23 protein-coding genes and 1 pseudogene are annotated in these 26,562 nt (G+C 68.3%); 5 read left to right on the forward strand and 19 right to left on the reverse strand.

Annotated features, from left to right (window positions below; genetic code table 11):
• Positions 1-39: 39 nt before the first annotated feature.
• The 12 genes from coaBC to QN239_RS19470 form a co-directional block, all read right to left on the reverse strand.
• The gene (gene coaBC / locus QN239_RS19415) at positions 40-1,281 is read right to left on the reverse strand and encodes a bifunctional phosphopantothenoylcysteine decarboxylase/phosphopantothenate--cysteine ligase CoaBC (RefSeq protein WP_499012788.1); all 1,242 of its coding nucleotides are present in this window, start codon (positions 1,279-1,281) and stop codon (positions 40-42) included.
• A gap of 21 nt (positions 1,282-1,302) precedes the next feature.
• A complete protein-coding gene (rpoZ, locus tag QN239_RS19420; RefSeq protein ID WP_090358111.1) occupies positions 1,303-1,593 on the reverse strand; it encodes a DNA-directed RNA polymerase subunit omega in 291 nt (96 codons plus the stop codon).
• A gap of 109 nt (positions 1,594-1,702) precedes the next feature.
• A complete protein-coding gene (gene gmk / locus QN239_RS19425) occupies positions 1,703-2,281 on the reverse strand; it encodes a guanylate kinase (protein WP_090358113.1) in 579 nt (192 codons plus the stop codon).
• 19 nt (positions 2,282-2,300) lie between these two features.
• On the reverse strand, positions 2,301-2,618 hold the full coding sequence (gene mihF / locus QN239_RS19430; RefSeq protein ID WP_011894593.1) for an integration host factor, actinobacterial type: 318 nt from the start codon (positions 2,616-2,618) through the stop codon (positions 2,301-2,303).
• Between the two features lie 439 nt (positions 2,619-3,057).
• Entirely contained in the window at positions 3,058-3,867 is an 810-nt protein-coding gene (gene pyrF, locus QN239_RS19435; protein ID WP_499012790.1) for an orotidine-5'-phosphate decarboxylase, read from the reverse strand.
• A complete protein-coding gene (carB, locus tag QN239_RS19440) occupies positions 3,864-7,205 on the reverse strand; it encodes a carbamoyl-phosphate synthase large subunit (RefSeq protein ID WP_499012792.1) in 3,342 nt (1,113 codons plus the stop codon). Before carB ends, pyrF begins: the two co-directional genes overlap by 4 nt.
• Positions 7,205-8,350, reverse strand: a complete 1,146-nt coding sequence (gene carA, locus QN239_RS19445) for a glutamine-hydrolyzing carbamoyl-phosphate synthase small subunit (RefSeq protein WP_499012793.1) — start codon at positions 8,348-8,350, stop codon at positions 7,205-7,207. Before carA ends, carB begins: the two co-directional genes overlap by 1 nt.
• Entirely contained in the window at positions 8,347-8,850 is a 504-nt protein-coding gene (locus QN239_RS19450; protein WP_499012795.1) for a PH-like domain-containing protein, read from the reverse strand. The genes carA and QN239_RS19450 overlap by 4 nt, the downstream gene beginning before the upstream one ends.
• Positions 8,847-10,133, reverse strand: a complete 1,287-nt coding sequence (locus tag QN239_RS19455) for a dihydroorotase (protein WP_499012797.1) — start codon at positions 10,131-10,133, stop codon at positions 8,847-8,849. The genes QN239_RS19450 and QN239_RS19455 overlap by 4 nt, the downstream gene beginning before the upstream one ends.
• On the reverse strand, positions 10,130-11,086 hold the full coding sequence (locus QN239_RS19460; RefSeq protein ID WP_499012798.1) for an aspartate carbamoyltransferase catalytic subunit: 957 nt from the start codon (positions 11,084-11,086) through the stop codon (positions 10,130-10,132). The genes QN239_RS19455 and QN239_RS19460 overlap by 4 nt, the downstream gene beginning before the upstream one ends.
• Positions 11,086-11,667, reverse strand: coding sequence for a bifunctional pyr operon transcriptional regulator/uracil phosphoribosyltransferase PyrR (gene pyrR, locus QN239_RS19465; RefSeq protein WP_499012800.1), 582 nt, complete (start codon positions 11,665-11,667; stop codon positions 11,086-11,088). Before pyrR ends, QN239_RS19460 begins: the two co-directional genes overlap by 1 nt.
• Positions 11,668-11,735: 68 nt before the next feature.
• Positions 11,736-13,016 (reverse strand): MFS transporter, encoded by a 1,281-nt coding sequence (locus QN239_RS19470; RefSeq protein ID WP_499016869.1) that lies wholly within the window; start codon positions 13,014-13,016, stop codon positions 11,736-11,738.
• A 70-nt stretch (positions 13,017-13,086) separates the two neighbouring features.
• On the opposite strand from QN239_RS19470, the gene QN239_RS19475 reads away from it, so the two are divergent.
• Positions 13,087-14,757: an alpha-keto acid decarboxylase family protein gene (locus QN239_RS19475; protein ID WP_499012801.1), complete on the forward strand. Its 1,671-nt coding sequence runs from the start codon at positions 13,087-13,089 to the stop codon at positions 14,755-14,757.
• Here QN239_RS19475 and QN239_RS19480 read toward each other — a convergent pair whose 3' ends face one another.
• Positions 14,758-15,000: a hypothetical protein gene (locus QN239_RS19480; RefSeq protein ID WP_499012803.1), complete on the reverse strand. Its 243-nt coding sequence runs from the start codon at positions 14,998-15,000 to the stop codon at positions 14,758-14,760. It lies immediately after the preceding gene.
• A 101-nt stretch (positions 15,001-15,101) separates the two neighbouring features.
• Between QN239_RS19480 and QN239_RS19485 the strand changes: the two genes are divergently transcribed.
• Both QN239_RS19485 and QN239_RS19490 read left to right on the forward strand, forming a co-directional pair.
• Positions 15,102-16,304 carry a serine hydrolase domain-containing protein gene (locus QN239_RS19485; protein ID WP_499012804.1) on the forward strand — a complete coding sequence of 401 codons (1,203 nt, stop codon included), beginning with the start codon at positions 15,102-15,104 and terminating at the stop codon, positions 16,302-16,304.
• Between the two features lie 6 nt (positions 16,305-16,310).
• Positions 16,311-17,492 carry an FAD-dependent monooxygenase gene (locus tag QN239_RS19490; protein ID WP_499012806.1) on the forward strand — a complete coding sequence of 394 codons (1,182 nt, stop codon included), beginning with the start codon at positions 16,311-16,313 and terminating at the stop codon, positions 17,490-17,492.
• A gap of 7 nt (positions 17,493-17,499) precedes the next feature.
• On the opposite strand, the gene QN239_RS19495 is transcribed toward QN239_RS19490, so the two are convergent.
• Entirely contained in the window at positions 17,500-17,832 is a 333-nt protein-coding gene (locus QN239_RS19495; RefSeq protein ID WP_499012807.1) for a hypothetical protein, read from the reverse strand.
• A gap of 117 nt (positions 17,833-17,949) precedes the next feature.
• Here QN239_RS19495 and QN239_RS19500 point away from each other — a divergent pair.
• Together QN239_RS19500 and QN239_RS19505 are read left to right on the forward strand one after the other, a co-directional pair.
• Positions 17,950-18,228 (forward strand): annotated as a pseudogene (locus QN239_RS19500) (transposase); the annotation flags it as partial.
• A gap of 87 nt (positions 18,229-18,315) precedes the next feature.
• Positions 18,316-19,560 carry a transposase gene (locus QN239_RS19505; RefSeq protein WP_499016870.1) on the forward strand — a complete coding sequence of 415 codons (1,245 nt, stop codon included), beginning with the start codon at positions 18,316-18,318 and terminating at the stop codon, positions 19,558-19,560.
• Between the two features lie 44 nt (positions 19,561-19,604).
• Here QN239_RS19505 and QN239_RS19510 read toward each other — a convergent pair whose 3' ends face one another.
• The 5 genes from QN239_RS19510 to QN239_RS19530 all read right to left on the reverse strand — a co-directional run bounded on the left by QN239_RS19510 (position 19,605) and on the right by QN239_RS19530 (position 26,560).
• Entirely contained in the window at positions 19,605-20,828 is a 1,224-nt protein-coding gene (locus QN239_RS19510) for an HNH endonuclease signature motif containing protein (RefSeq protein WP_499012809.1), read from the reverse strand.
• 107 nt (positions 20,829-20,935) lie between these two features.
• Positions 20,936-23,629, reverse strand: a complete 2,694-nt coding sequence (locus QN239_RS19515; RefSeq protein WP_499012810.1) for a fumarate reductase/succinate dehydrogenase flavoprotein subunit — start codon at positions 23,627-23,629, stop codon at positions 20,936-20,938.
• Entirely contained in the window at positions 23,626-24,366 is a 741-nt protein-coding gene (locus QN239_RS19520; RefSeq protein WP_499012812.1) for an ABC transporter ATP-binding protein, read from the reverse strand. Before QN239_RS19520 ends, QN239_RS19515 begins: the two co-directional genes overlap by 4 nt.
• The gene (locus tag QN239_RS19525) at positions 24,363-25,205 is read right to left on the reverse strand and encodes an ABC transporter permease (protein WP_499012813.1); all 843 of its coding nucleotides are present in this window, start codon (positions 25,203-25,205) and stop codon (positions 24,363-24,365) included. Before QN239_RS19525 ends, QN239_RS19520 begins: the two co-directional genes overlap by 4 nt.
• A complete protein-coding gene (locus QN239_RS19530; RefSeq protein ID WP_499012815.1) occupies positions 25,202-26,560 on the reverse strand; it encodes an ABC transporter substrate-binding protein in 1,359 nt (452 codons plus the stop codon). The genes QN239_RS19525 and QN239_RS19530 overlap by 4 nt, the downstream gene beginning before the upstream one ends.
• Between the last annotated feature and the right edge of the window lie 2 nt (positions 26,561-26,562).

Raw genomic sequence — 26,562 nt, forward strand, 5'->3', positions numbered from 1 at the left:
GCCGACGCAAGCCTTACCCGCAGGTTGATGCCAGCGGGATCACTCCGTCCTCAGGAACGCACCGATCGCGTCCACGATACGGCTGGCCATCAAAGTCTTCGACCCGTGTGGCAGAGCCGACTCGGTGCCGTCGGCGGCCAGCAGCCAGCCGGTGTTGTCGTCCACCTCGAAGGCCTTACCGTCGCCGACGGCGTTGACCACGAGCAGATCGCAGCCCTTGCGCTTCAGTTTGGTACGCGCATGGAACAGCACGTCGCCGTTGGCATCGCCGGTCTCGGCCGCGAACCCGACGATGGCCCGCATATTCGGCAATTGGCCTTCGGTGCGGGCCGCCACCGCACCGGCCAGGACGTCATCGTTGCGCACCAGGTCGATGGAGCTGGGCTCGCCGGCGCCACCCTTCTTGATCTTGGCGGTCGCCACCTGCGCCGGCCGGAAATCCGCGACGGCCGCAGCCATCACCAGCACACCGGCGTCCGGGGCGTGTTTGGACACTGCGTCACGCAGTTGACTGGCCGAGCCGATGTGCACCACGTGCACACCGGCCGGATCGATGAGGCCCGTGGTGTTACCGGCGATGAGGGTCACCTCGGCGCCCCGCTGGGCCAACACCCGGGCCATCGCATAACCCTGTTTCCCGGAGCTGCGGTTGCCGATGAACCGGACCGGGTCCAGCGGTTCACGGGTGCCGCCGGCAGTCACCAGTGCCTTGACCCCGGCCAGGTCGTAGGGCAGGGCATCCGCGCGCTCCAGCAGCAGGCCGGCCAGGGTGGTGATCTCTTCGGCCTCGGGCAGCCGGCCCGGACCGGTGTCGGCGCCGGTGAGCCGGCCGGAGGCGGGCTCGAGCACGACGTTGCCCCGCCTGCGCAGCGTGGCCACGTTGTCCACGGTGGCGGGGTGGAACCACATCTCGGTGTGCATGGCCGGGGCGAACAGCACCGGACAGCGCGCGGTCAGCAGGGTCGCGGTGAGCAGGTCATCCGCGCGGCCGGCGACCGCGCGAGCCAGCAGGTCGGCGGTGGCCGGGGCCACCACCACCAGATCGGCCTCCTGGCCGATCCGGACGTGCGGCACCTCGTCGACGTTCTCGAACACGCCGGTGTGCACCGGGTTGCCCGACAGTGCCTCGAAGGTGGCGGCGCCGACGAATTTGAGAGCCGACTCGGTGGGGACGACGCGGACGGAGTGCCCGGCCTCGGTCAGCTGGCGGACGACCGTGCACGCCTTATAGGCGGCGATACCGCCGGCGACGCCGACGACGATGCGCTTGCGGTCGGTCATGTCTCGCGCCGCCGCCGTGAGTTACTCGCCGCCCTCGGTGTGCTCGAGCAGGTCGCCGTGGATCTCACGCATGGCGATCGACAGCGGCTTCTCCTGCAGACCCGGCTCCACCAGCGGGCCGACGTACTCCAGGATGCCGTCGCCGAGCTGGTTGTAGTAGTCGTTGATCTGGCGGGCCCGCTTGGCGGCGTAGATCACCAGGGCGTACTTGCTCGACGCGCGGTCGAGCAGCTCGTCGATGGGCGGGTTGGTGATGCCCAGCGGTGTGTCATAGGCATTGGCGGCGTCGATGTTCTCGACAGGCGTGCTCACGAAGGTTCTCCCGGAGTGTTTTCAGGACGGAGTCCTGAGATTTAAGTGCTAGAGAAGATGCAGTTGGTGTCTGTGTGACGACCTGGGAACGTGTCTGGGCACGGTCCGGTTAGTGGGCCACCAGCAAGGATACCAATTCCGCGCAGGCCGACTCCAATTGACTGTTGACGACCACCACATCGAAGTCCTTCTGGGCGGCCAGTTCGGCTCGTGCCGTGGCCAACCGCCTGGCTTGCACCTCGGGACTCTCGGTGCCCCGGCCGATCAGCCGTTCCTCCAGCGCCTCCCAGCTGGGCGGCGCGAGGAACACGGTGGTGACCTCGGGCATCGCGGCCTTCACGGCGCGGGCACCGGCCAGATCGACCTCGATCAGCACCGGCACACCAGCCCTGGTCGCCTCACGCACGGGTGCTGCGGGTGTCCCCGAGCGGTGCAATCCGCCGTGGATTTCGGCCCACTCAAGCAGCTCGCCGTCGTCGATCAGATTCTGGAATTGCTCGGTCGAGACAAAGCGGTAGTCAACGCCGTCGACCTCACCGGGTCGCGGCGCGCGTGTCGTGACCGACACACTGAAATACAGGTCGGGAATCCGGTCGCGCAGACAGCGCACCACCGTGGACTTCCCGACGGCGGATGGGCCGGACAGCACCACGACAGCGGCGCTGCCCGACCCCCCACCATTCTTCATTTGTTCGTCAGGTCCGTGTTCAGGAGAAGTCGAACTTCTCCAGAAGGGCCTTGCGCTGACGATCGCCGAGGCCGCGCAGGCGGCGCGTCGGGGCGATCTCCAGTTCGGTCATGATCTCCTGAGCCTTGACCTTGCCCACCTTCGGCAAAGCCTCCAGCAACGCGGAGACCTTCATCTTGCCCAAGACCTCATCGGTCTCGGCGTCGGTAAGCACCTGCTTGAGGTTGGTGCCGCCGCGCTTGAGCCGGTCTTTCAACTCGGCTCGCGCTCGACGTGCGGCAGCAGCCTTCTCCAACGCTGCCGCGCGCTGTTCGTCGGTCAACTGGGGAAGGGCCACGGGGTTCCTCCGTCTCTCGCCATCTGTTGTTTCATCACGGCTGGATTACGTAACCAGCCAGCGACGACGACCGTACCCACGCATCCTGACGAAAGCTAACCCCACCCCCGGCTGATGGGGCCAAAAGACCAGCGTGTAGGGCGCGCGCGGGCTGATCCCGGCGTTCGCCGCAGCTGCCTCCCGCAACGGTGCGACCACCGTCACTGCACGCGATCTACCTGCATATCCAGGGCTTATTGCGTTACGGGTGGGCCTTTTCCTGTTCACCAGGGGCGGGCGACGCCGTCGCCGGTCCGGCGTTTCTGGCGGTCAGATAAGAAATTCTTGCTGGTCATGGCGTGTCGGCGTGTCGGAGCGGTCCGACGGGATTCCAGCCGCCGTGACCGTGCCGCGATCGGCCGGTGCGCGAACCGTTACCGGCGGTCCGCCGGCGCCGCCGTCAGGCCAAGTAGCGCAGATGGGCCACGCTGTCGCGCAGCCGCTCCGCGCTCGCACGCACCGCCGCCACGCCCGGGCCCGCACGCAGGACCTCACGCGACACCGCGGGCAGCACCTTGGCACCCAGCCTGCCGAGATCCTCCGGACGGCCGCCCTGAGCCCCCAGCCCGGGCGCCAGCACCGGACCGTCGAGCCCGGTCAGGTCGGGCAGCTCGGTCAGTGTTGCGCCGATCACCACCCCGACCGAACCGGTGCCCGTCGCCCGATTCTCGGCGCCGGCCGCGTCGACGATGGACTGGGCGACGGTGCGCCCGGCCACGGTCGCGCGCTGCACGCCGGCCCCCTCCGGGTTGGAGGTCGCGGCGAGCACGAACACGCCCCGGCCATGGGCCGCGGCGGTGTCCAGCAGGGGACGCAGCGACTCGAACCCGAGATACGGCGATGCCGTCACCGCGTCCGCCGCCAGCGGCGAGTCGCCGGCCCAGGCCTGCGCGTAGGCGGCCATGGTGGAGCCGATGTCACCGCGTTTGGCATCGGCGAGCACCAGCACTCCCGCGGCCCGCAGGCCGGCGATGGTGTCCTCCAGCACCGAGAACCCCGCCGCGCCGTAGGCCTCGAAGAACGCGACCTGTGGTTTGACGATGGCGAATCCCGCGAACGCCTCGACACAGATGTCACTGAACGCCCGGATGCCGCTCACGTTCACGGGTAGGCCCCACGCGGTGAGCAGTTCGGGATGCGGGTCGATGCCCGGGCACAGTGGGCCCCGCGCCGCGACGGCCTCGGCCAGCCGCACCCCGAAGGGCCTCATTTCTCGGCCAGCTGGCTGTGCAGCTCCTGCAGCGACCGCACCCCGATATCACCGCGGATGCCGGCCTCGATGCCCTGCACGGCGGCCGAGGCGCCCTGCACCGTCGTGACGCACGGGATGTTGACCGATACCGCCGCCGACCGGATCTCGTAGCCGTCGATACGCGGCCCCGAATTGCCGTAGGGGGTGTTGATCACCATGTCCACCTGGCCGGCGCGGATCGCGTCGACCGCGGACAGGGCGGGCCGGCCCTCCCCCGGCTCCTCGAAGTTCTTGCGGACCACTTCGCAGGGAATCCCGTTGCGGCGCAACATCTCCGCGGTGCCCTCGGTGGCCAGCACCCGGAAGCCGAGGTCGGCCAGTCGCTTCACCGGGAACACCAGCGAGCGCTTGTCCCGGTTGGCCACCGAGACGAACACCGTGCCGGTGGCGGGCAGCGAGCCGTAGGCGGCGGTCTGGCTCTTGGCGAACGCGGTGCCGAAATCGCGGTCGATACCCATCACCTCGCCGGTGGACTTCATCTCCGGCCCGAGCAGGGAGTCCACCTGCGAACCGTCGGCCTTGCGGAACCGGTGGAACGGCAGCACGGCCTCCTTCACCGCGATCGGCGCATGCGGGGACACGGTGGCACCGTCACCGGTGGCGGCCAGCACCCCTTCCTCCCGCAGCTGGGCGATGGTGGCACCGAGCATGATCCGCGCGCACGCCTTGGCCAGCGGGACCGCGGTGGCCTTGGAGACGAAGGGAACGGTACGGCTCGCCCTCGGATTGGCTTCCAGGACGTAGAGCACATCGTCCTTGAGGGCGTACTGCACGTTGAGCAGCCCGACGACGCCGATACCGTGCGCGATCGCCTCGGTGGCGCGGCGCACCGACTCGATGTCCTGGCGGCCCAGCGTCACCGGGGGCAGCGCGCACGCCGAGTCACCGGAGTGGATACCGGCCTCCTCGATGTGCTCCATTACGCCACCGATGTAGACCTCGGCACCGTCGCACAGGGCGTCGACGTCGATCTCGATGGCGTCCTCCAGGAATCGGTCCACCAGGACCGGGTGCTCGGGCGACAGCTCGGTGGCCCGAGCGATGTAACCCTGCAGGGTCTCCTCGTCGTAGACGATCTCCATCCCGCGGCCGCCGAGGACGTAGGACGGTCGCACCAGCACCGGGTAGCCGATATCGGCGGCGATCCGGCGGGCCTGGTCGAAGCTGGTGGCGGTGCCGAAGCGCGGTGCGGGCAGCCCGGCCTTGGTGAGCACCTCGCCGAATTCGCCGCGGTCCTCGGCCAGGTCGATGGCCTTGGGGCTGGTGCCCACGATCGGCACCCCGGCGCGCTCCAGCCGTTCGGCCAGCCCCAGCGGGGTCTGCCCGCCGAGCTGCACGATCACGCCGACCACACCGGGACCACCTGCGCCGGAGGCCTGTTCGGCGTAGTAGACCTCCAGGACGTCCTCGAAGGTCAACGGTTCGAAGTACAGCCGGTCGGCGGTGTCGTAGTCGGTGGACACCGTCTCGGGGTTGCAGTTGACCATGACGGTCTCGAAACCGGCCGCACTCAGCGTGGTGGCCGCATGCACACAGCTGTAGTCGAATTCGATGCCCTGGCCGATCCGGTTGGGCCCGGAGCCCAGGATCAGCACCTTGGGCTTCTCCGTCTGCGGGGCCACCTCGGTCTCGGCCGCGGGGTCCAGCTCATAACTGCTGTAGTGGTACGGCGTGCGGGCCTCGAACTCCGCGGCACAGGTGTCGACGGTCTTGTACACCGGGTGGATGCGCAGGCGTTCACGCAGTGAGCGCACCCCGGTCTCGCCGGCCAGTTCCGGCCGCAGCGCGGCGATCTGGCCGTCGGACAGGCCGCTGTGCTTGGCCCGGCGCAGCAGCGTCTCGTCCAGCACGGGCGCATCGACCAGTTCGGCGCGCAGCGCCACCAGGGTGGCGATCTGGTCGACGAACCAGGGGTCCACCCCGGAGGCCTCGGCGACCTGCTCGACGCTGCCACCCAGGCGCAGGGCCTGTTCGATGACGTAGATCCGGCCGTCGGTCGCGACACGCAGGTCGGTCAGAAGCTCGTCCAGGGTGGCGTCGCGGTCGGGTGCGGTCCAGAAGCCGGCGCGCTTGGTCTCCAGCGAGCGCATCACCTTGCCGAGCGCCTCGATGAAGTTGCGGCCCAGCGACATCGCCTCACCCACGGACTTCATCGTGGTGGTCAGCGTCGGGTCGGCGCCCGGGAACTTCTCGAACGCGAACCGCGGGGCCTTCACCACGACGTAGTCCAGGGTCGGCTCGAAACAGGCCGGGGTTTCCTTGGTGATGTCGTTGACGATCTCGTCCAGGGTGTAGCCGATGGCCAGCTTGGCGGCGATCTTGGCGATCGGGAATCCGGTGGCCTTCGACGCCAGCGCGCTCGACCGCGACACCCGGGGGTTCATCTCGATGACGATGAGCCGGCCGTCTTTCGGGTTGATCGCGAACTGGATGTTGCAGCCGCCGGTGTCCACGCCGACCTCGCGCAGGATCGCGATTCCCAGGTCACGCATGACCTGGTATTCGCGGTCGGTCAGCGTCATCGCCGGGGCGACGGTCACCGAGTCACCGGTGTGCACGCCCATCGGGTCGAAGTTCTCGATCGAGCACACCACCACCACGTTGTCGTGGTGGTCGCGCATCAGCTCGAGCTCGAATTCCTTCCAGCCGTAGATGGATTCCTCGATGAGCACGTTCGCGCTCGGCGAGGCGGCCAGGCCGTCGCCGGCCATCCGCTCGACGTCCTCGGCCGAATACGCCATACCGGAGCCCAGCCCACCCATGGTGAAGGACGGCCGCACGACGACGGGCAGACCCAGCTCGGCGACGGTCTCGCGGACCTCGTCCATGGTGAAACACACTTTGGACTTCGCCGACTCCCCGCCCACCTTGGCGACGATGTCCTTGAACTTCTGGCGGTCCTCGCCACGCTGGATGGCGTCGAAGTCGGCACCGATCATCTCGACGCCGTACTTCTCCAGGATGCCCTCGTTGTACAGCGCCACGGCGGTGTTCAGCGCGGTCTGCCCGCCCAGGGTGGCCAGCACGGCGTCGATCTTGTTACCGCGCTCGGCCTGCTGGGCGAAGATCTTCTCCACGAATGCCGCCGTGATGGGCTCGACATAGGTGTGATCCGCGTACTCCGGGTCGGTCATGATGGTGGCCGGGTTGGAGTTGATGAGGCTGACCTGCAGGCCTTCGGCGCGCAGCACGCGGCAGGCCTGAGTGCCCGAATAGTCGAATTCACAGGCCTGGCCGATGACGATCGGGCCGGACCCGATCACCAGGACGTGGTTGAGGTCGGAACGGCGTGGCATTACTTCTCCCCCGAAGCCATCAAGTCGATGAACTGGTCGAACAGGTATTCCGCGTCATGCGGCCCGGCGGCGGCCTCCGGGTGGTACTGCACCGAGAACGCCCGGCCGTCAACGAGTTTGATGCCTTCGACGACACCGTCGTTGGCGCAGGTGTGGCTGACGATGCCGCGGCCGAACGGCGTGTCGAACTCCTCGCCCGCTTCACCCTCCAGCGCGAACCCGTGATTCTGGGCGGTGACCGCGACCCGGCCGGTCGCGTGATCCATCACCGGGATGTTGATGCCGCGGTGTCCGAAGGTCATCTTGTAGGTGGAGCGGCCCAGCGCCCGGCCCAGGATCTGGTTGCCGAAGCAGATGCCGAACAACGGGATACCGGCGCCGAGCACGGCCCGGGTGACCTCGACGATGTGATCGGCGGTGGCCGGGTCGCCGGGCCCGTTGGACAGGAACACCCCGTCCGGGCGCAGGTCGGCGATCTCGTCGAAGCTGACCGCAGACGGCAGCACGTGGCTGCGCACTCCGCGGCGGGCGAAGTTGCGCGGGGTGTTGGTCTTGATACCCAGATCGATGGCCGCGACCGTGAAGCGGTGCTGCCCGACGGGTTCGACCGTATAACGGCTTTGGGTGCTGACCTCGCCGGCCAGGTCGGCGCCCAGCATGGAGGGCTGGCTGCGCACCCGGTCCACGAGGGACTCGACGGACGCCTCACTCAAGCCTGATGTCGCCGCCAAAGCGGCTCCGCTGAACACGCCCGCCTTCATCGAACCAGCGGTGCGCAGATGCCGGACCACCGCGCGGGTGTCGATACCGGCGATGCCGACGATGCCCTGGCGCACCAGTTCCTCGTCGAGGGTGCCGGTGGCGCGCCAGTTGGAGGCCCGCGGCGAGGGGTCGCGCACGGCGTACCCGGCCACCCAGATCTTGTCGCCGCGGCTCTCGCCGTCCTCGCCGTTCCAGCCGGTGTTGCCGATCTGGGGGGCGGTGGCCACCACGATCTGTCGGTGGTAGCTCGGGTCGGTCAGCGTCTCCTGATAGCCGGACATCCCGGTGGAGAACACCGCCTCGCCGAGCGTCTCGCCGATCGCGCCGAACGGCGTGCCGGTGAACACCCGGCCGTCCTCCAGTACCAGCAGAGCTTTGCTCACGCTGCTTCCTCCTTGACCCATTTCAGGTTCTCGTTGCGGTCGTCGGCCCGGAAGCCGGTGTCGATCTCGGTACCCGACGGCAGCCGCCAGCGGATCGCCAGGATCCCGTCGTGGGTGAGCGCCTTGCCCGTGATGGCCCGCTCCGTGCGGATGGCCACGATGGACTCGTCGGGGATCCAGATGGGTCCGGTGCCGCTGCGCTGCACCATGATTCCCTCCGGATAGCGGGTCAGCGCACCCTTGGCACGGAAGCCGAGCATGCCTGCCGCGATCCGGTCGTTCCAGTCCGGCACCAGGGTGCTGCCGACATAGAGCCCCTTGGTGGGCCCGATCAGCGCCGGTCCCACGGTGTCCGGCAGCGACGGCAGCACCCCGATCAGGTCGGCCTGGCGTTGGGCGCGGTGCAGCCAGCCGCGCAGCATCTGCCGGATCAGGAAACCGATCAGCACCGCGAGCAGCGCGGCCATGATCAGTGACGCGATCAGTGTGGGAGTGTTCAAGAGACAGCCCCATCCCGCGCGGTGATCTTGCCGCGCAGCAGGGTCAGCGTCACCGTGGCGGGCAGCGTCATCGACTCGTACGGCGTGTTGTCCGAGCGGCTGGCCAGCGCGGGTCCGCTGACCGTCCACGTGGCGTCGGGGTCGACGACGGTGAGGTTGGCGGGCTCGCCGACCTCCAGCGGGCGGCCCTGATCGGGCAAGCCGACGATCGCCGCGGGCGCCTCGCTCATCACCCGGGCGACATCGCGCCAGGTCAGCAGGCCCGGCTCGACCATGGTCTGCGCCACGACCGACAGCGCGGTCTGCAGCCCGAGCATGCCCGGGCGGGCGTGCGAGAACTCACAGCACTTCTCGTGTTCGGCGTGCGGTGCGTGATCGGTGGCCACACAGTCGATGACGCCGTCGGCCAGCGCCTGCCGCAGCGCGGCCACATCGCTGGCCTCGCGCAGCGGCGGGTTCACCCGGTTACGGCCGTCATAGTCGGCCAGCACCCCGTCATCGAGCAGCAGGTGATGCGGGGTCACCTCGGCGGTGATCGAGATACCTTGCTGTTTGGCCCATTTCAGCAGTTCGACAGTGCCGGCGGTGGATGCGTGGCAGATGTGCACCCGGGCGCCGGCGTCGCGGGCCAGGATGGCGTCGCGGGCGACGATCGCCTCCTCGGCCGAGCGCGGCCAGCCTGCCAGACCCAGCTTGGCGGCGTGGGGACCTTCATGGGCGACAGCGCCCACCGTCAGCCGCGGTTCCTCGGCGTGCTGGGCGATCAGCACGCCCAGTCCGCTGGCGTATTCCAGGGCCCGGCGCATCACCAGCGGATCATCCACGCAGATGCCGTCATCGGAGAACATCCGTACCTGCCCGGCACCGGCGGCCATCAGGCCCATCTCGGTGAGCTGCTTGCCCGCCAGCCCGACGGTGATCGCGCCGACGGGGTGCACGTCGACCAGGCCGACCTGCTGGCCACGGTGCCACACGTGGTCGGTGACCACCGCGCTGTCGGCGACCGGATCGGTGTTGGCCATCGCGAAGACTGCGGTGTAGCCACCCAGTGCAGCTGCGGCCGAACCGGTTTCGATGTCCTCGGCGTATTCGCGACCCGGTTCACGCAGATGGGTGTGCAGGTCCACGAAACCGGGCAGCAGGATCTGTCCGGTGGCGTCGACGATCTCGGCACCGTCCGCCGTCAGGCCTGCGCCGATCTGCGCGATCTGACCGTCGGCCACCAGCACGTCGACCGGCTCACCCTCACCGTAAAGCCGCACACCCTTGATCAGAACCGTCATGAAACCACCCCCGCCTCGTCGGATTCCGCCCCCACCAGCAGGTGGAACAGCACCGCCATCCGGACATGCACACCGTTGGAAACCTGTTGCAGCACCGCCGATTGCGGGGCGTCGGCCACCGAGTGCGCGATCTCCATACCGCGCAGCATCGGGCCGGGGTGCAGCACCACGACGTCGGAGGCAAGCGTGGCCAGCCGCTTCTCCGACAGCCCGTAACGCACCGAGTACTCCCGGGTGGACGGGAAGAACCCGCCGTTCATCCGTTCGGCCTGTACCCGCAGCATCAGCACCGCGTCGGCGGCGGGCAGTTCGGCGTCCAGTTCGTGGGAGATGCTGACCGGCCAGCCCGTCACGCCCACCGGAAGCAGCGTCGGCGGGGCGACCAGCACCACCTCGGCACCGAGGGTGGCCAGCAGTTCGACATTGGACCGGGCGACCCGGCTGTGCAGGATGTCGCCGACGATCACCACGCGCTTGCCCTCGATGGAACCGAGCCGCTGCCGGATGGTCAGTGCGTCCAACAACGCCTGGGTGGGGTGCTGGTGGGTGCCGTCGCCGGCGTTGATGACGCTCGGACCGGTCCCGTCGGGTTCCACTGTCCACTTCGAGAGTTGTTGTGCCGCACCTGAAGCCGGATGGCGGATGATCAGCGCATCGGCACCGGCGGCGCGTAGCGTCAGCGCGGTGTCGCGCAACGACTCACCTTTGGACACCGAGGAGCCCGAGGCGCTGACGTTGATGACATCGGCACTCATCCACTTACCGGCCACCTCGAACGACACCCGGGTGCGGGTGGAGTTCTCGTAGAACATGGTGATGACGGTGCGTCCGCGCAACGTCGGCAGCTTCTTCACCTCACGGCCCAGCAGCGCCTCGCGGAACCGGTCGGCGTCGTCGAGGATGGCGGTCGCCTCGTCCCGGGACAGATCGGAGGCGGAGAGAAGGTGTTTCATTACCGAGCCGGTCCTCCGTAGGGGGCGATCTTGACACCGTCGTAGCCGTCGTTCTCCTGCAGGCGAACCTTGACGTTCTCGCTGCGGGAGGTCGGGACGTTCTTTCCGACGTAGTCGGCCCGGACGGGCAGTTCCCGATGGCCACGGTCGACCAGCACGGCCAGCTGCACCGCCCGCGGACGGCCGATATCGCGCAGCGCATCCAGCGCGGAGCGGACCGAGCGCCCGGAGTAGAGCACGTCGTCGACCAGGATCACCAGGGCGCCGTCGATACCGCCGACCGGGATGGAGGTGACCTCCAGCGGGCGCGGCGGTTTGGAGTTCAGGTCGTCCCGATAGAGCGTGATGTCCAGCGCGCCGTGGGCCAGTTCCACGCCGGCGAACTCGTTGACCTTCTCGGCGATCCGGCGGGCCAGGATGACCCCGCGGGTGGGGATGCCGAGCAGGATGACGCGCGGGGCGTCCGCCGCGTCCAGCGCGGTCTTCTCGATGATCTGGTGCGCGATGCGGGATATGGTCCGGCTCACATCAGCGGCGGACATCAATTCCCGGTCTGCGTGTGCGGCATCAGGATTGCCCACAGTTAACCTGGACCTCCTTCTCCGCCTCTCGGGACGGATCGTTAAAGGACGTCGAACTGCCGGAGAGCTTAGCAGGCCGCGTCGTCGATGAGCGCCGCGCCTTTCGTCTCCGGCAACAGCACCGTCGAGGCGATGCTGACCACCACGAAGACCGCCATCAGCGCTCCCACCGACCAGGGACCGAAGGCGCTGACCAGCAACCCGGCGATCAGCGGCGGCACCGCGCCACCGACGATGCCGGCCAGGTTGAAGGCCAGCCCGGCGCCCGTGTAGCGGTACCGTGTGGCGAAGATCTCGGGCAGGAACGAGGCGATGGGACCGTAGGACGTCCCGAAGATGGCGAACATGCCGCCGATCGCCAGCGCGAACAGCCACGGTGAGCCGGTGTCGATCATCGGCATCACCAGGAATGCCCACGGCAGCGCGACGAGGAAGCCGGCCAGGATGATCCGTCGCCGGCCGTACCGGTCGCACAGCACGGCCGAGATGGCGGTGAAGGTCATCAACGCCACCCCGGCCAGCACCCCGACGGTCAGCACCAGACTGCGCGGATGCCCGATCTTGGTGGCGGCGTAGTTCAGCAGATAGGTGCCGCCCAGGAAACTCATGGTGAAGATGCCGACCATGCAGCCCGCCGCCAGCAGCACCTGCGCGCTCTGGGTCCGCAGCAGCTCTTTCAGCGGCGCCTGCACGACGCCGCCGCGCTGTTTCTCTTTCTCGGCGGCGAACACCGGCGTCTCGTCGATGCTCAGCCGGACGTAGAGCGCGACGATCACCAGGAGCCCGCTGAACAGGAACGGCACCCGCCAGCCCCACTCCAGGAACACCGGGCTCTTCTCACCGATGGTGACGTTGGCGAGCAGGAACACCAGATTGCTCACCGCCAGCCCGGCGCCCGCGCCGAGCTGGGTGAACATGCCGTACTTGCCGCGCTGGTCGGCCGGGGCGTATTCCGCGGACAGCAGCGCCGATCCGGCCCATTCCCCGCCGACGGCGAAACCCTGACAGAGCCGCAGCGTGAGCAGGAGGATCGGGGCCAGCACACCGATGGAGGCCGCCGCGGGTACCAGCCCGACGGCGAAGGTGGAGATCCCCATGATCAGCAGGGTGGCGATCAGGGTCTTCTTGCGGCCCAGCCGATCCCCGAAGTGCCCGAACACCGCCGCACCCACCGGGCGGGAGAGGAACGCCGCGGCGAAGGTGGCCAGCGAGGACACGGTGCCCATCGTCGGACTGAGGTTGGGAAAGAAGATCTTCGGGAACACCAGCGCCGCGGCGGTGCCGTAGAGGTAGAAATCGTAGAACTCGATGGCGGTCCCGACGAAGCTGGCGAAGGCCACCTTCTTCATCGGGGCGGCCACCGGCTCCTGGTGTGCAGTCGTCACCCGGGCAGTATGCCCTCCTGCGTAGGCTCGGGTGATGGCCGATACCGAGTACACCGTGGGCGACTATCTCCTGGACCGGCTGGCTGAGCTCGGAGTGACCGAGGTATTCGGTGTGCCAGGCGATTTCAACCTTGAGTTCCTCGACCACGTGCTCGCGCACGACACCGTGCGCTGGGTGGGCGGGGCCAATGAACTCAACGCCGGCTACACCGCCGACGGGTACGGGCGACTGCGCGGAATCTCGGCTCTGGTCACCACCTTCGGTGTCGGTGAGCTGTCGGCGGCCAACGCCGTCGCCGGCAGCTACGCCGAACATGTACCGGTGGTGCACATCGTGGGTGCGCCCTCCAAGGACGCGCAGGGGGCCCGCCGCGTGGTGCATCACTCGCTCGGCGACGGCGATTTCGAGCACTTCTTGCGGATGGCTCGCGAGATCACCTGCGCCCAGGCCAATCTCATTCCGGCCACGGCCACCAGGGAGATCGACCGGGTGCTGCTGGAGGTCCGCGAACACAAGCGCCCCGGGTACCTGCTGCTGGCCACCGATGTGGCCCGCTTCCCCGTCGACCCGCCGTCGGCACCGCTGGCGCATTACGGCAACGGCACCAGCCCGCGGGCCCTGGCGCTGTTCACCGAGGCGGCGCGCCGGCTCATCGGCACCCATCAGGTGACGGTGCTGGCCGATCTGCTGGTGCACCGGCTCAATGCGGTCGACGCGCTCGACGGCCTGCTGGCCGCCGACACCGTGCCGTACGCGACGCTGATGTGGGGTAAGAGCCTGCTCGACGAGAGCTCCCCCAGCTATCTGGGCATCTACGCGGGAGCGGCCAGCGCCGAACCGGTGCGCCGCGCCGTCGAGGACGCGCCCGTGCTGGTGACCGCCGGCGTGCAGTTCACCGATATGGTCAGCGGCTTCTTCTCCCAGCAGATCGATTCGGCCCGCACCATCGACGTGGGCGCGGTGCAGTCGACGGTCGCCGGGCAGGTGTACGCCCCGATCGATATTGACGCCGCGTTGAAGGCCCTGACGGGCATCCTCACCGACCGGGGTATCACCTCGCCTGCCGTACCGGCCGCCGTCGTACCAGCGCCCACCGCGGCCCCGCCGCCAGACACCGCACTCACGCAGAAGGTGCTGTGGGACAAGGTGTGTGAGGCCCTGACCCCGGGCAATGTGGTGCTGGCAGACCAGGGCACCTCGTTCTACGGGATGGCCGGGCACCGGCTGCCGGCCGGGGTGACGTTCATCGGACAGCCGTTGTGGGGATCGATCGGCTACACCCTGCCGGCCGCGCTCGGAGCGGCGTTGGCGCACCCCGAGCGCCGGATCGTGCTGCTGATCGGCGACGGGGCGGCCCAGCTGACGGTGCAGGAGATCGGGGTGATGGCCCGTGAGGGCATCGCGCCGGTGATCATCGTCGTGAACAACGACGGCTACACCGTGGAGCGGGCCATTCACGGCCCGCAGGCGTACTACAACGACATCGTGGGCTGGCGCTGGCAGGAGCTGCCCGCCGCGCTCGGTGTACCCGACGCGCTGGCGGTGCGCGCCCACACCGTGGGCGAACTGGAGGCCGCCCTGGCGGCGGCCGCGCAGCACCGAGACCGGATGGCCGTCATCGAAGTGGTCGTCGATCGCGATGACGTGCCGCCGCTGCTGGCCGAACTGGCCCGGGCCGCGGCGGCTGCCAACGCCGCCGACTGATCACCGGTTGGTGCGATCGGACAGTGGGGTCTTCGCCGACTTCGGGACGGCGATCCGGCTCTCCGCCGCAGCGAGTTTGGCGTCGGCCAGCCGGTAGAAAGCATCCAGGTTGTCCAGCTCCACGTCCAGGTAGTCGCAGATCACCTCTGGGGCCACCCCTGCCTCACGCAAACGCAAACCCAGTGAGTACGGCGCTGACAGGGTGCGCAGGGCACGCTCCCGGAGGCTCATATGACCGGTCATGCCTCCACTGTGTCGGCGGCACGCCGCACAGTGATAAGTATCGGGCTACTCGAATCGCCCGCACAGCAAACCCACCGGGTCCGCCCAGTATCGTGACGCGGATGAATCTCGACGCGAACGGCGCCTCCATCACCGAGGCGATCGAGGCCGGGCTGCTGGCCGGTGCGGTCACCCTGGTGTGGCACGCCGGCGAGGTGGTCCAGGTCAACGAACTGGGCCATCGGGACATCGCGGCCGGGTTACCCATGCAACGCGACACGGTGTTCCGGATCGCGTCGATGACCAAACCGGTGACGGTGGCCGCGGCGATGACCTTGGTCGAAGAGGGCCGTTTCGCCCTTCGCGACGAGATCGCGCACTGGGTGCCTGAGCTCGCCGGGGTGCGGGTGCTGGCCCAGCCCCACGGGCCGGTGGAGGCCACAGTGCCGCTGCGCCGGCCGATCACGTTCGAGGACCTGATGACCCACCGGTCCGGGCTGGCCTACCCGTTCTCGGTGACCGGCCCGCTGGCGCGGTCGTATGCACGGCTGTCGTACCGGCAGAACGAGGACCGGTGGCTGGCCGAGCTGGCGCAGCTGCCGCTGGCGCACCAGCCCGGCGAACGGGTCACCTACAGTCACGGCACCGACGTGCTGGGTATCGCGCTGGCACGGATCGCGGGCAAACCGCTGCACGAGCTGCTCGCCGAGCGGGTCTTCGCACCATTGGGCATGGCGGACACCGGTTTTGCGCTCACGCTGGTGCAGCGGCGCCGGTTGGCCACCATGTACGCCCTCGGTGAGGGTGCTCGGCTGCGCGATGATGTGATGGGTCCGCCCCCGCTGACCCCGCCGGACTTCTGCGCCGGCGGCGCCGGGCTGATGTCGACCGCCGATGACTATCTGCAGTTCGCCCGGATGCTGTTGGGCGACGGCTCCGTCGACGGCGTGCGGGTGCTCTCACCGGAGTCGGTGCGCCTGATGCGCACGGACCGGTTGACCGATGAGCAGAAACAGCAGAACTTCCTCGGCGGCCCGTTCTGGATCGGCCGCGGTTTCGGCTTGAGCATGTCCGTGGTGACCGACCCCGATCAGTCCCGGCAATTCTTCGGGCCCGGCGGGCTGGGCACCTTCGGCTGGCCGGGCGCCTACGGAACCTGGTGGCAGGCCGACCCGGCGAACGATGTCGTCCTGCTGTATCTGATCCAGAATTTCCCCGACCTGAGCGCGGACGTCGCGGCGGTGCGCGGCAACACCTCGATGGCGAAACTTCAGTCGGCACAACCGAAGTTCGTGCGCCGGACGTACCAGGGACTGGGCCTGTAGCCGCCCATGCCCACCGTGTTGATCAGTGGCGCCGGGATCGCCGGTCCTGCGCTCGCGCATTGGTTGACCGGCGCCGGCTACCGCGTCGTGGTGGTGGAGGTCGCGCCCGAGGTACGTTCCGGCGGGCAGACCGTCGACCTGCGCGGCGCCGGTCACGATGTCGCCGAGCGGATGGGATTGCTCGAGGCGGTATCGGCGAAGGCGCTGGAACAGCGCGGGGCCGCCTGGGTCCGCACCGACGGCTCCCGCCGCGCCGAGATGCCGGTGACGGCCTTTCACGGCAACGGCCTGGTCTCCAAGCTGGAGATCCTGCGCGGGGACCTGGTGGACGTGCTCTACCAGGCCACCAGGGCGCGCACCGACTACCGGTTCGGCACCCGCATCACCGAGATCGACGACACCACCGCCACACTCAGTGACGGCAGCACCGTCACCGCGGATGTGATCGTCGGGGCCGACGGACCGCATTCGGCCGTGCGCCGCCTGGTATTCGGTCCCGAAGACCGGTTCACCACGCCGCTCGGTGGCTACAACGCATGGTTCAGCGCCCCGGATACGGTGGGGCTCGATGGCTGGTACCTGCTGTACCAGGAGCCCGGCCTGAACGCCTCGATGCGACCCTCCCACGATCCCGCGGTGGCCAAGGCCGGGCTGGCCTTCCGGTCCGGTCCACTCGACTACGACCGCCGCGATACCGAAGCCCAGATCGACCTGCTGCGAAGCCATTTCGCGGAGGCGCGATGGCATTGTCCGCAACTGCTGGCGGCCGCGGCCGAAGCCGATGACTTCCACTTCGACGCGTTCCTGCAGGTTCACATGGACTCGTTCACCCGGGGGCGCGTCGCACTGGTCGGCGACGCCGGGTATTGCGCCTCACCCCTGTCCGGGATGGGTACCAGCTTGGCCCTGGTCGGTGCGTATGTGCTGGCCGGCGAGCTGGGTCCGGCGGATCTGTTTGCCGCTGAGACACTTCCGGCGGCGTTGGCACGCTACGAGACGGTGATGCGTCCGTATATCGACCGCTGCCAGACACTGGCCAACGGTATCGACGGCTACCTGCCGAAATCGAACAGCGATATCGCGGTGACCGCCGCGGTGATGAAGTGGATGCAACGCTGGCCGCTGCGACCCATCGCCGAGCGGAAGTGGTTCACCACCGCCGATTCGATTGCGCTGCCGGAATACTGAGCGCCGTTCAGAACGGTGGTGGTTTCGCGTTCTGTTCGAGGGTGTGTTGGTTGAGGCGGCGTTCGGCGTTGATGCGGGCGGCTTGGGTGTGGGCGCGGGTGCGCCGGCGTCGGGGCATGGCCAGCCCTCGATCCCCGATGCCGGTGGGGACTGGTGTCGGTGGTGGTGGCGGGGTGTGAAGGCGTTTGTCGGGGAACAGGATCCGGGTCAGCGGCACGGTGGTGTAGGTGTGCCCGGTGGGGTTGGTCCAGGTGTGTGTCCCGTCGGGGTGCTGGAGGGTGGTCCACCCGCCGAAGGTTTTGAGTAGGTGATGGGTGCGGCACAGCGGAGGGTGTCGCACGAATTGGTGGTGTGAGGCGCTTTTGTTCGTGTCATTTCGGGTGAAAGTTACTGCTGCGTGCGATGATTCGAGGTGTCTGTCAATGTGCGTGCCGGCGATGTCGATCAGTTGTTGATGATGCCGCCCTCGGTGCGGGAGTGGCTTCCTGAGGATCATCTGGCGTTTTTCGTCCTCGACGTCGTCGCTGAGCTGGATCTGAGCGCGTTTTATGCGGCGTATCGCGTCGATGGTAGGGGCGGGTCGGTGTATGACCCGGCGATGATGCTGTCGGTCCTGTTGTATGCCTATTGCACCGGGGAACGGTCTTCGCGTCGGATTGAGCGCCGACTGGTCGAGGATGTCGCTGTGCGGGTTGTCGCGGCCAATCAGCGGCCTGATCACGCCACGTTGGCGCGGTTCCGCCGGCGCCACCAGGACGCTATAGCGGCTCTGTTCGGGCAGGTCCTGGGCCTGTGCGTGAACGCTGGTCTCGTCGATGCCGGCGTGGTGGCGATCGACGGGACGAAGATCGCTGCCAATGCCTCGTTCTTCGCCAATCGTGATCAGGACGCTCTCACCGCCGAACTTGGCGGATCTGTGGCGCAGGACGCTGCCGTGGCGGCTGGTCGTGTGGCCGAACAAATCTTGGCCGAAGCCGAGCAGGTCGATGCCGCCGAAGACGAGCGCGGCGATAATGACCAGCTCAGGCGGATGCCGGCGGGATGGGCTGGCGGTCGGGATCGACGTTCGCGGATCCGGGCTGCTCTTGAGGAACTCCAATCGCAGAAGGCGCGGGATTTCGAGGCTCGGATGGCTGATCGTTCGCGCAAGGAAGCCGAGCTGGGCCGCTCGCTGACCGGGCCCAAACCCAGCGCTGAAGCGGCGCGGCGATCGCGCCCGCGGCGGGCGAACACGACTGATCCGGATTCGCGGATCATCCCGCACGCCTCCAGAGGCGTGCTGCAGGGCTATAACGCGCAAGCAGCTGCGACGACGGGACACATTGTGGTGGCCGCCGAGATCAGCAACACCACCAACGATCAGCCTCACTTCGTGCCGATGGCCACTGCGGCGATCGATAATCTCATCAAGGCCGGGCACCGCGATGGTGCGGGCACCATCGTGGCCGATGCGGGTTACTGGACCAGTGCCAACGGCACCACCGACGTCGGTGCCGACGTGCTGATCGCGACGCGAAAGCCCTCGTGGCGCAAGGCCGACAAACCCGGCGATGACAAGTTGGCGGTGCTGGCAAGGGTCAATCGCGGTGAGCTGTCTCAACGTCAGGCCGGTGCGATTCTCGGCGTCTCCTACACCTGGGTGCGGGACATGACCAAGCGCTACTTCGGCCGTGATGGACAGCGCATCACGCGCAGCGCCGAACCCGAACCCGCGCAGTGGATTCCGGTCATCGAACGCGTCGCAGCCGGCGAGATCTCGATGCGCGCCGCCCGTGACCAACTCGACGTCTCGGTCACGCGTGTCAAATCGATGCTCGCACATGTCCGAGGCGAAGGCATCGACCCAACGATTGCTCGAAACATGATGAACGACAAGCTATCCCATCCTGATAACGCCGCGCTTTACCGCAGGCGCGGCGTCAGCATCGAACCCGTCTTCGGCAACATAAAAGCCAACCTCGGATTCCGCAGGTTCTCCCTCCGCGGACACGCCGGAGTGCACAGTGAGTGGCGCCTGATCTGCACGGTCCACAACATGCTCAAACTTCAGCGCGCAATCCCCGCCTGAGTACAAACCGCACAGCGGACCCGCAGCCGCACGCCACCACCGACTCACACCACCAATTCGTGCGACACCCTCAGCGCGCAGAGGTTTCCGGGGTGGGTGGCCCCGCCCGGCCACGGCACGCTGTGGTCGAGGTCGCAGTGCTGGGCGCCGCGGTGGCAGCCGGGGAAGATACAGGTCAAGTCGCGGGTGCGGACCCAGGCGGCCAGCTTCGCTGAGGGCCGGTACCGCGGCTCAGCGGTCAGTGCCGCGGTGTCGGTGAGGGTGTTGACGCGGGCGCCGGTGGCGACGAGTTCGGCGACCAGCGGGGCGGGCAGGACACCGCCACCGGCAATGACCGCCGGTGAACCGGTCACCGCGGCCGGGGCGCGCAGGCCCTGCAGGTCGTCACCGTGCACACCGGGGTCCCGCGGCGGCGGCCCGGGTTCAGGATCAGGGGCAGCTGGTGTGCCCTCGTCGGTGGAGTGAGGCACAGTCTCCGTGAGGACATAGACCGTCACCGCGGCCGAGCGGGGATCCACCCCGGCGGCCGGGCAGTCAGGCTCCCCGCACAAACACGCCAGCCGGTCGGCGTTCGGATCGACGGCCAGTAACCCCATGGCATCGGCGCGGCGTTGCCCCACAGTCCGCGGATCGGCGTCGCACACCGTGTCGGCGAGGGCGGTGAGCCGGGCCCGCAACACCGCGGCGTCGGTGGCCAACAGCCGCCCCCACACCGCGACGGTGCCGGCGGGATCCTCCTGGGAACCGAATTCGATACACCGGGACCGGGCCGCGGTGCGGGCGCAGTGCACCGCGACCGGATCGAACTTCTCGATCCACACATCGATGGCAGCCTCGGTGTTCTTCTGGGAGAGCACCCCCAACGTCGGGGCGACCCCAGCCAGGGCGGCGTCGATCAACGCCAACGCCTCGAGGTCGGTGACCAGCCGGGTCCGCCAGGTGATCGCGGCCGCGGTTTTGGCCGAAATCTCCCCGTGCTCCAGTAGCGCCCCCACTTTCGGGAGCCGATCCCGCAACGCGAGGGCGATGCGCATCTGCCCGGCCGCGCTCTCCCGGGACAACCCACAGGCCGCCGACACTTCGGCGGCGGCGTACTCCCACCCATCCAGCGCGGCAGAGGCCTGCGCCTGGTCTTCGTCCTTGCAGTGCCAGTCGACCAGGGCGGCGATGATCGCCCACCGCTGCGCCGCGGCCACCGCCTCAGCCCGGGTCGCTGCTCGTAGCGCCTCGATCAGTGCCGCGTCATCCGCACCGGCCAGATCGAACATATGTTCACACTACAACGACCCGCCGACACCAGACGGAAGTTATCCACAGGCTCGAAACTATCCACAACCCCACGCCCGCAACACCATTGGATGGCCGCGATCCACTCTCAGACACCCACCGCATCCAGCGCCCGGCGCGCATAGGCCCGGACATCGGCGTCGGCATCCGCCAGCGCCAACCCCAGTGCCTCCCGGGCCGCAGACTCCGAGGTCGCCCACCGGGTGAGGCTGAGCACCGCGGCCTTGCGCACATCCAGATGCGAATCGGCCAGGGTGCGTGACAGCGACGGCACGGCGATATCGGGCGTCACCCCGGACAGCGCCCGCGCCGCGCCCTCGCGGACCTGCCAGGCCGACTCCCCCAGCGCCCGCTCGATCAACGCGACGTCACCGGCGTCTCCGCCGAGACTGCCCAACGCGCTCAGGGCGGCGGCACGGACCAGCGGATCGTCATCCATCAGGCCGGCCCGCACCGTCTCGACACCGGCACCGAGGGTGGCGAGCCCCTTCAGCGCGGTGATCCGGACCTCGCGGTTGTCGTCGGCGGCCGCCAGTGCCACCCCGTCGGCGTCATCGACGGACACCAGGGCCCGCACCGCTTCGATCCGCACCCTATGGTCGCCATCGCCCAGTGCGGCCCGGAAGTCCGCCGGCACCCGGCGTGAGCTGGTCACATACAACGCCACTGCCCGTACCACCGCATCCGGCGAATTAAGCTGTCCGGCAATGGCTTCCGGTGAAGGCAGCACCTCCACCAGTTCCCTGGCCGCATCGGCCGCCTCGTGGCGCACGCCGGCGTCGGAGTCGGCCAGCGCCGTCAGCAAAGCACCACCGTAGCCTTCGGGCAGGTTCTCGACCAGTGTCGCGACCGCGGTACGCCGCACCCCGGCGTCGGTGTCCGAGAGGAACTCGGCCAGATCCGCGACCGTCGGCTCCTGCAGGGCCAGCACCGCAGCGATCCGTGGCGACGGTGGTGGCGCGGGAGCCGCCGCCACCCGGGACACCACCGATGCCGGCGCCCTCCCACCGAACAACGGGGGTTGTTCGACGGGTACGACGGGCTTGTCCGACGGCACATGCTCCAGACCGGGCACCGGAACGAAGTATTCGGCGACCGGGCGTTTGAGGAACTCCATCTCCCCGGAGGCACCCTTACGCAGGTTCAGGTGGTAGTTCCACTGCTGGTCGTCACGCTCCGGCACATCCGAGCGCTCGTGATAGAGCCCCCAGCGCGATTCGGTACGGGTCAGCGAGGACCGGGCCGCCATCTCCGCGCAGTCCCGGATGAACGAGACCTCCGCCGCGCGCATCAGCTCGTGCGGGGTGCGCGCACCGATCCCGGCCACCTCATCGCGCATCCGGTCGAAGGTCTGCACCGCGATGGACAGTTTGGGGGCCGTCTTCGGTGGTGCCACATAGTCGTTGACGAAGCGCCGCAACTTGTACTCGACCTGCGGTTGCGGTGGGCCGTCGGGCTGTCGCAGCGGGCGGTAGATCAATTCGTGGGCATCGGCCAGCTGATCGGCAGGCAGCTCGGCGGGCGCGTCGGTGTCGGCCAGGGTCGACGCGGCGTGCTCACCGGCCAGATCGCCGTAGACGAACGCACCGATCATGTAGTTGTGCGGCACGCACGCCAGGTCGCCGGCGGCGTACAGGCCGGGCACGGTGGTGCGGGCATGCTCGTCGACCCAGACCCCGGACGCGGAATGCCCACTGCACAAGCCGATTTCGGAGATGTGCATCTCGATGTCGTGGGTACGGTAGTCGTGCCCACGGTTGGCGTGGAAGGTGCCGCGGGTCGGCCGCTCTGTGGTGTGCAGGATGTTCTCCAGCGCGGACAGCGTCTCGTCCGGCAGGTGCGTCACCTTGAGATAGATGGGACCGCGGGCAGATTCGATCTCGCTGCGGACCTCGCTCATCATCTGCCCGGACCAGTAGTCCGAATCCACGAACCGCTCGCCCGCCGCGTTGACCTGATAGCCGCCGAACGGGTTGGCCACATACGCGCACGCCGGCCCGTTGTAATCCTTGATCAGCGGGTTCACCTGGAAGCATTCGATACCGGACAGCTCTGCCCCGGCGTGATACGCCATCGCGTATCCGTCGCCTGCGTTGGTCGGATTCTCGTAGGTGCCATACAGATAGCCCGAGGCGGGCAGGCCGAGCCGCCCGCAGGCACCGGTGGCCAGGATGACGGCTTTGGCTGCAACGGCGACGAACTCGCCGGTGCGGGTATTCAGGGCGGCCGCCCCGACTGCTCTCCCCTCCGAAACCAGCACCCGCACCGGCATCAGCCTGTTCTCGATCTGGATCTTCTCCCGCATCGAGCGTTGCCGCAACACCCGGTAGAGCGCCTTCTTGACGTCCTTGCCCTCCGGCATCGGCAGCACGTAGGACCCCGACCGATGCACCCGGCGCACGGCGTATTCGCCGTGTTCGTCCTTCTCGAACTTGACGCCGTAGCGTTCCAGCCGCTGCACCATCGCGAAACCACGGGTCGCCGTCTGATAGATGGTGCGCTGGTTGACGATTCCGTCGTTGGCCCTGGTGATCTCGGCGACGTAGTCCTCCGGCTCCGCCTTGCCCGGGATGACGGCGTTGTTCACCCCGTCCATGCCCATCGCCAGCGCGCCCGAATGGCGCACGTGCGCCTTCTCCAGCAACAGGACCCGGGCTCCGTTCTCGGCGGCGGTCAGCGCGGCCATGGTGCCCGCGGTGCCACCACCGATCACCAGTACATCGCAATTCAGACGCACGGTGGCAGATAAATCGGGCACAGCAAGGTCGGGAATCTCGGTCATGAATTGTCCAATGCCTCAATGATCTCGGTGCGCAACGCGCTGCGGTCGACGTTCTCGGTGCGGGGCTGGGGGATGTCCTGCAGCACACGCAGGCCGCCGCCACCCAACACCGCCACCCGGTCGCCGAGGATCAGCGCCTCGTCGACATCGTGGGTGACGAACACGATGGTGGTCGGATGCGCCCGCCAGGTGGCGATCAGCAGCCGCTGCATGGCGGCGCGGGTCTGGGCGTCGAGTGCCCCGAACGGTTCGTCCATCATCACCGCGCGCGGCGCGCCGGCCAACCCGCGGGCCAGTTGCACCCGCTGTCGCATGCCGCCGGACAGGCTCTTGGGCAGGTAGTCGGCGAAACCGGTCAGTCCGACCTCGTCGATCCAGCGCTCGGCCCGGGCCCGCCGCGTCGACCGGGGCTCGCCCCGGAGTTGAAGGGCCAGTTCGATATTCGAGCGCACACTGCGCCACGGCAGCAGGGCGCTGTCCTGGAACACCATGCCGCGGTCACGTGACGTCCCGGTGATCTGCGCGCCATCGGCACGCACCCGGCCGGCGTCCGGCACCAGCAGGCCGGCCAGCGCCCGCAGCACCGTGGACTTACCGCAGCCCGACGAGCCCGTCAGCACCAGGATCTCCCCCGGCCGCACGGCGAGCGTCAGTCCACTCAGCACCGGCGCCCCGGTGTAGGACAACGTGACCTCGTCCAGCTCGAGCAGCAGGCCGGTGGCCGAGGCGGTGGTCATCGCGAACTCTCCTCACCGCGCGGCAGCCAGCGGGTGGCGCGGCGCCCGATCAGCTCGATCGCCGCCGCCGTGCCGAAACCCAGTGCACCGATGGTGATGATCCCGACGAACACGCCCGGGTAGTCCAGCACGGTATAGGCCTGCCAGGTGCGGTAGCCCACACCGAGCCTGCCGGAGATCATCTCCGCGGAGATGACGCAGATCCACGCCACCCCGATCCCGACCGAGAGGCCGCCGAACAGTCCGGGCAGGATGCCGGGCAGCACCACCTGGCGCAGCACGTCCCAGCGACCGCCGCCCAACGTGCGCACCGAGTCCTCCCAGATGGTCGACAAGGCCCGTACGGCGTGCCGGGTGCTGACCATGATCGGGAAGTAGGCGGCCAGGAAGGTGATGGCCACGATGCCTGTCTCGTCGCTCGGGAAGAGCAGGATCGCCACCGGCACGATGGCGATCGCCGGGATCGGGCGCAGCAGTTCGGTGATCGGGCCGAAGACATCGGCGAACAGCGCCGAACGGCCGAGCAGGATTCCGGTGATGACACCGGCCACCGCGGCCAGCCCGAACCCCGTGAGGATGCGGATCAGCGACTGCCCCAGATCCAGCCAGTACTCACCGGTGCCGAGTCGGTGCGCCAGCGCCGACCCGATCTCGGTGACGGTCGGCAGCGTGTCGAAGCGCAGCCAGAGCCGAACCCCGTTGGCGGTCAACACCTGCCAGAGGCCGATCGCAGCCAGCACGGACAGCGCCTGGATCACCCGGTGCCGCCAGACCCGACCTCCACCGGTGCCGCGCGGCGCCGCGACGGGTGCCTTCGGCCGCGTCAGCAGGTCTGTCATATCGCCCCTGCGAGCGCCTGCTGGTAGTCCACGGTGCTGCTGCCGGGGTGGGCCGCGGTGTAGCGCTCGGCACCGGCCGGGGTGTCGAAGGGCAGGTAGTTCTGCCCGTCGCGCACCCAGGTGGACCTGTCCGCGAACCAGCGGGTGCCCAATTCGGTGTCGGGCACATAGGCGGCCCGCACCGTGGCCCCACGTGCCTGCGCCTCACGCACCGCGCGCAATAGCTGTGTCGGGCCGGCCACGGACTGGGTCGTGTCGGCGCCCTGCAGCCAGAGTTCGCCGGTCGCCGGGGTACTCGTCGCCTTGATCGCCGTGTCGTAGTCGAGCTTGCGTTCGGCGAACGCGGCCCGCAACGGTCCGTCCTCGACGAATCCGGGGACATCGAGTTCGGCGAAGTCGCCGATCGATTTCAGATACGGCACATCACCTTTGAGCGCCTCGATCAGGGACGGCTTCAGCGTGGTGTCGAAGGAGGTGCCGCCCGGACCGTTGTAGAGGTACACCACCTCCTGCGGCAATCCGCTGCCCTCGGCGACGATCCGCGCCGCCTCCAGCGGTTTGGTGTTGAGGAAGTCGGTGGCGTCGAGCTGGGCCTGCAGGAAGGCGTCGAGCACCTCGGGGTGCTTGCCCGCGTAGTCCCGCCGGACCACCACTCCGTGCAGCGTCGGGTAGTTCAGCTGTGCGCCGTCGTAGAGCAACCTGGCCTTGTTCTGGAACACCAACAGGCCCGGCCACGCCACGAACTGTGAAAGTCCCTGAACTTGACCGGATTCCAACGCCGAGGCCCCGACCTGTGGCTGCTGGTTGAGCACCTCGACACCGGTCTTGGGGTCCAGACCGGCCTGCGCGAGTGCCCGCACCAGCGTGCCGTGCCCGGCCGAGCCGACGCTGGCGGAGACCTTCTTCCCGGCCAGATCGGTCAGGGTGCGGGCGGTCGAATCAGGTGGCACCACAACCATGTTCAGCGCACCCTTGGGGTTGTATCCGGTGACCGAGACGATTTCGGTGCGGGCGCGCTCGTTGGCCTGGGTCTTGGACCCGTTGATCAGCATCGGGTAGTCGCCCATTGATCCGATATCGATCTTCTCGGCGACCATCTGCGCGGTGATCGGCGCTCCGGTGTCGTAATCCTGCCAGGTCACCTGGTACTTGGTGCCGGTGCGGGTGGTGATGTCGGCCAGCCGGTGCTCCAGGTAGCCCTGCGCCTTGAGCAGCGTCCCGGCGGTGACGGTGTTGATGGTCTTGGACTGGTAGCCGATGACGACGTCGACGACATCATCGGATTTGGCGGTCGAGTCGAGCGAGCACCCCGACAACGTCAGGGCAGCAAGCAGCACCGCGAGAGATTTCTTCATGG

Source organism: Mycolicibacterium sp. Y3 (genome assembly GCF_051188035.1).
Lineage (GTDB): Bacteria > Actinomycetota > Actinomycetes > Mycobacteriales > Mycobacteriaceae > Mycobacterium > Mycobacterium fluoranthenivorans.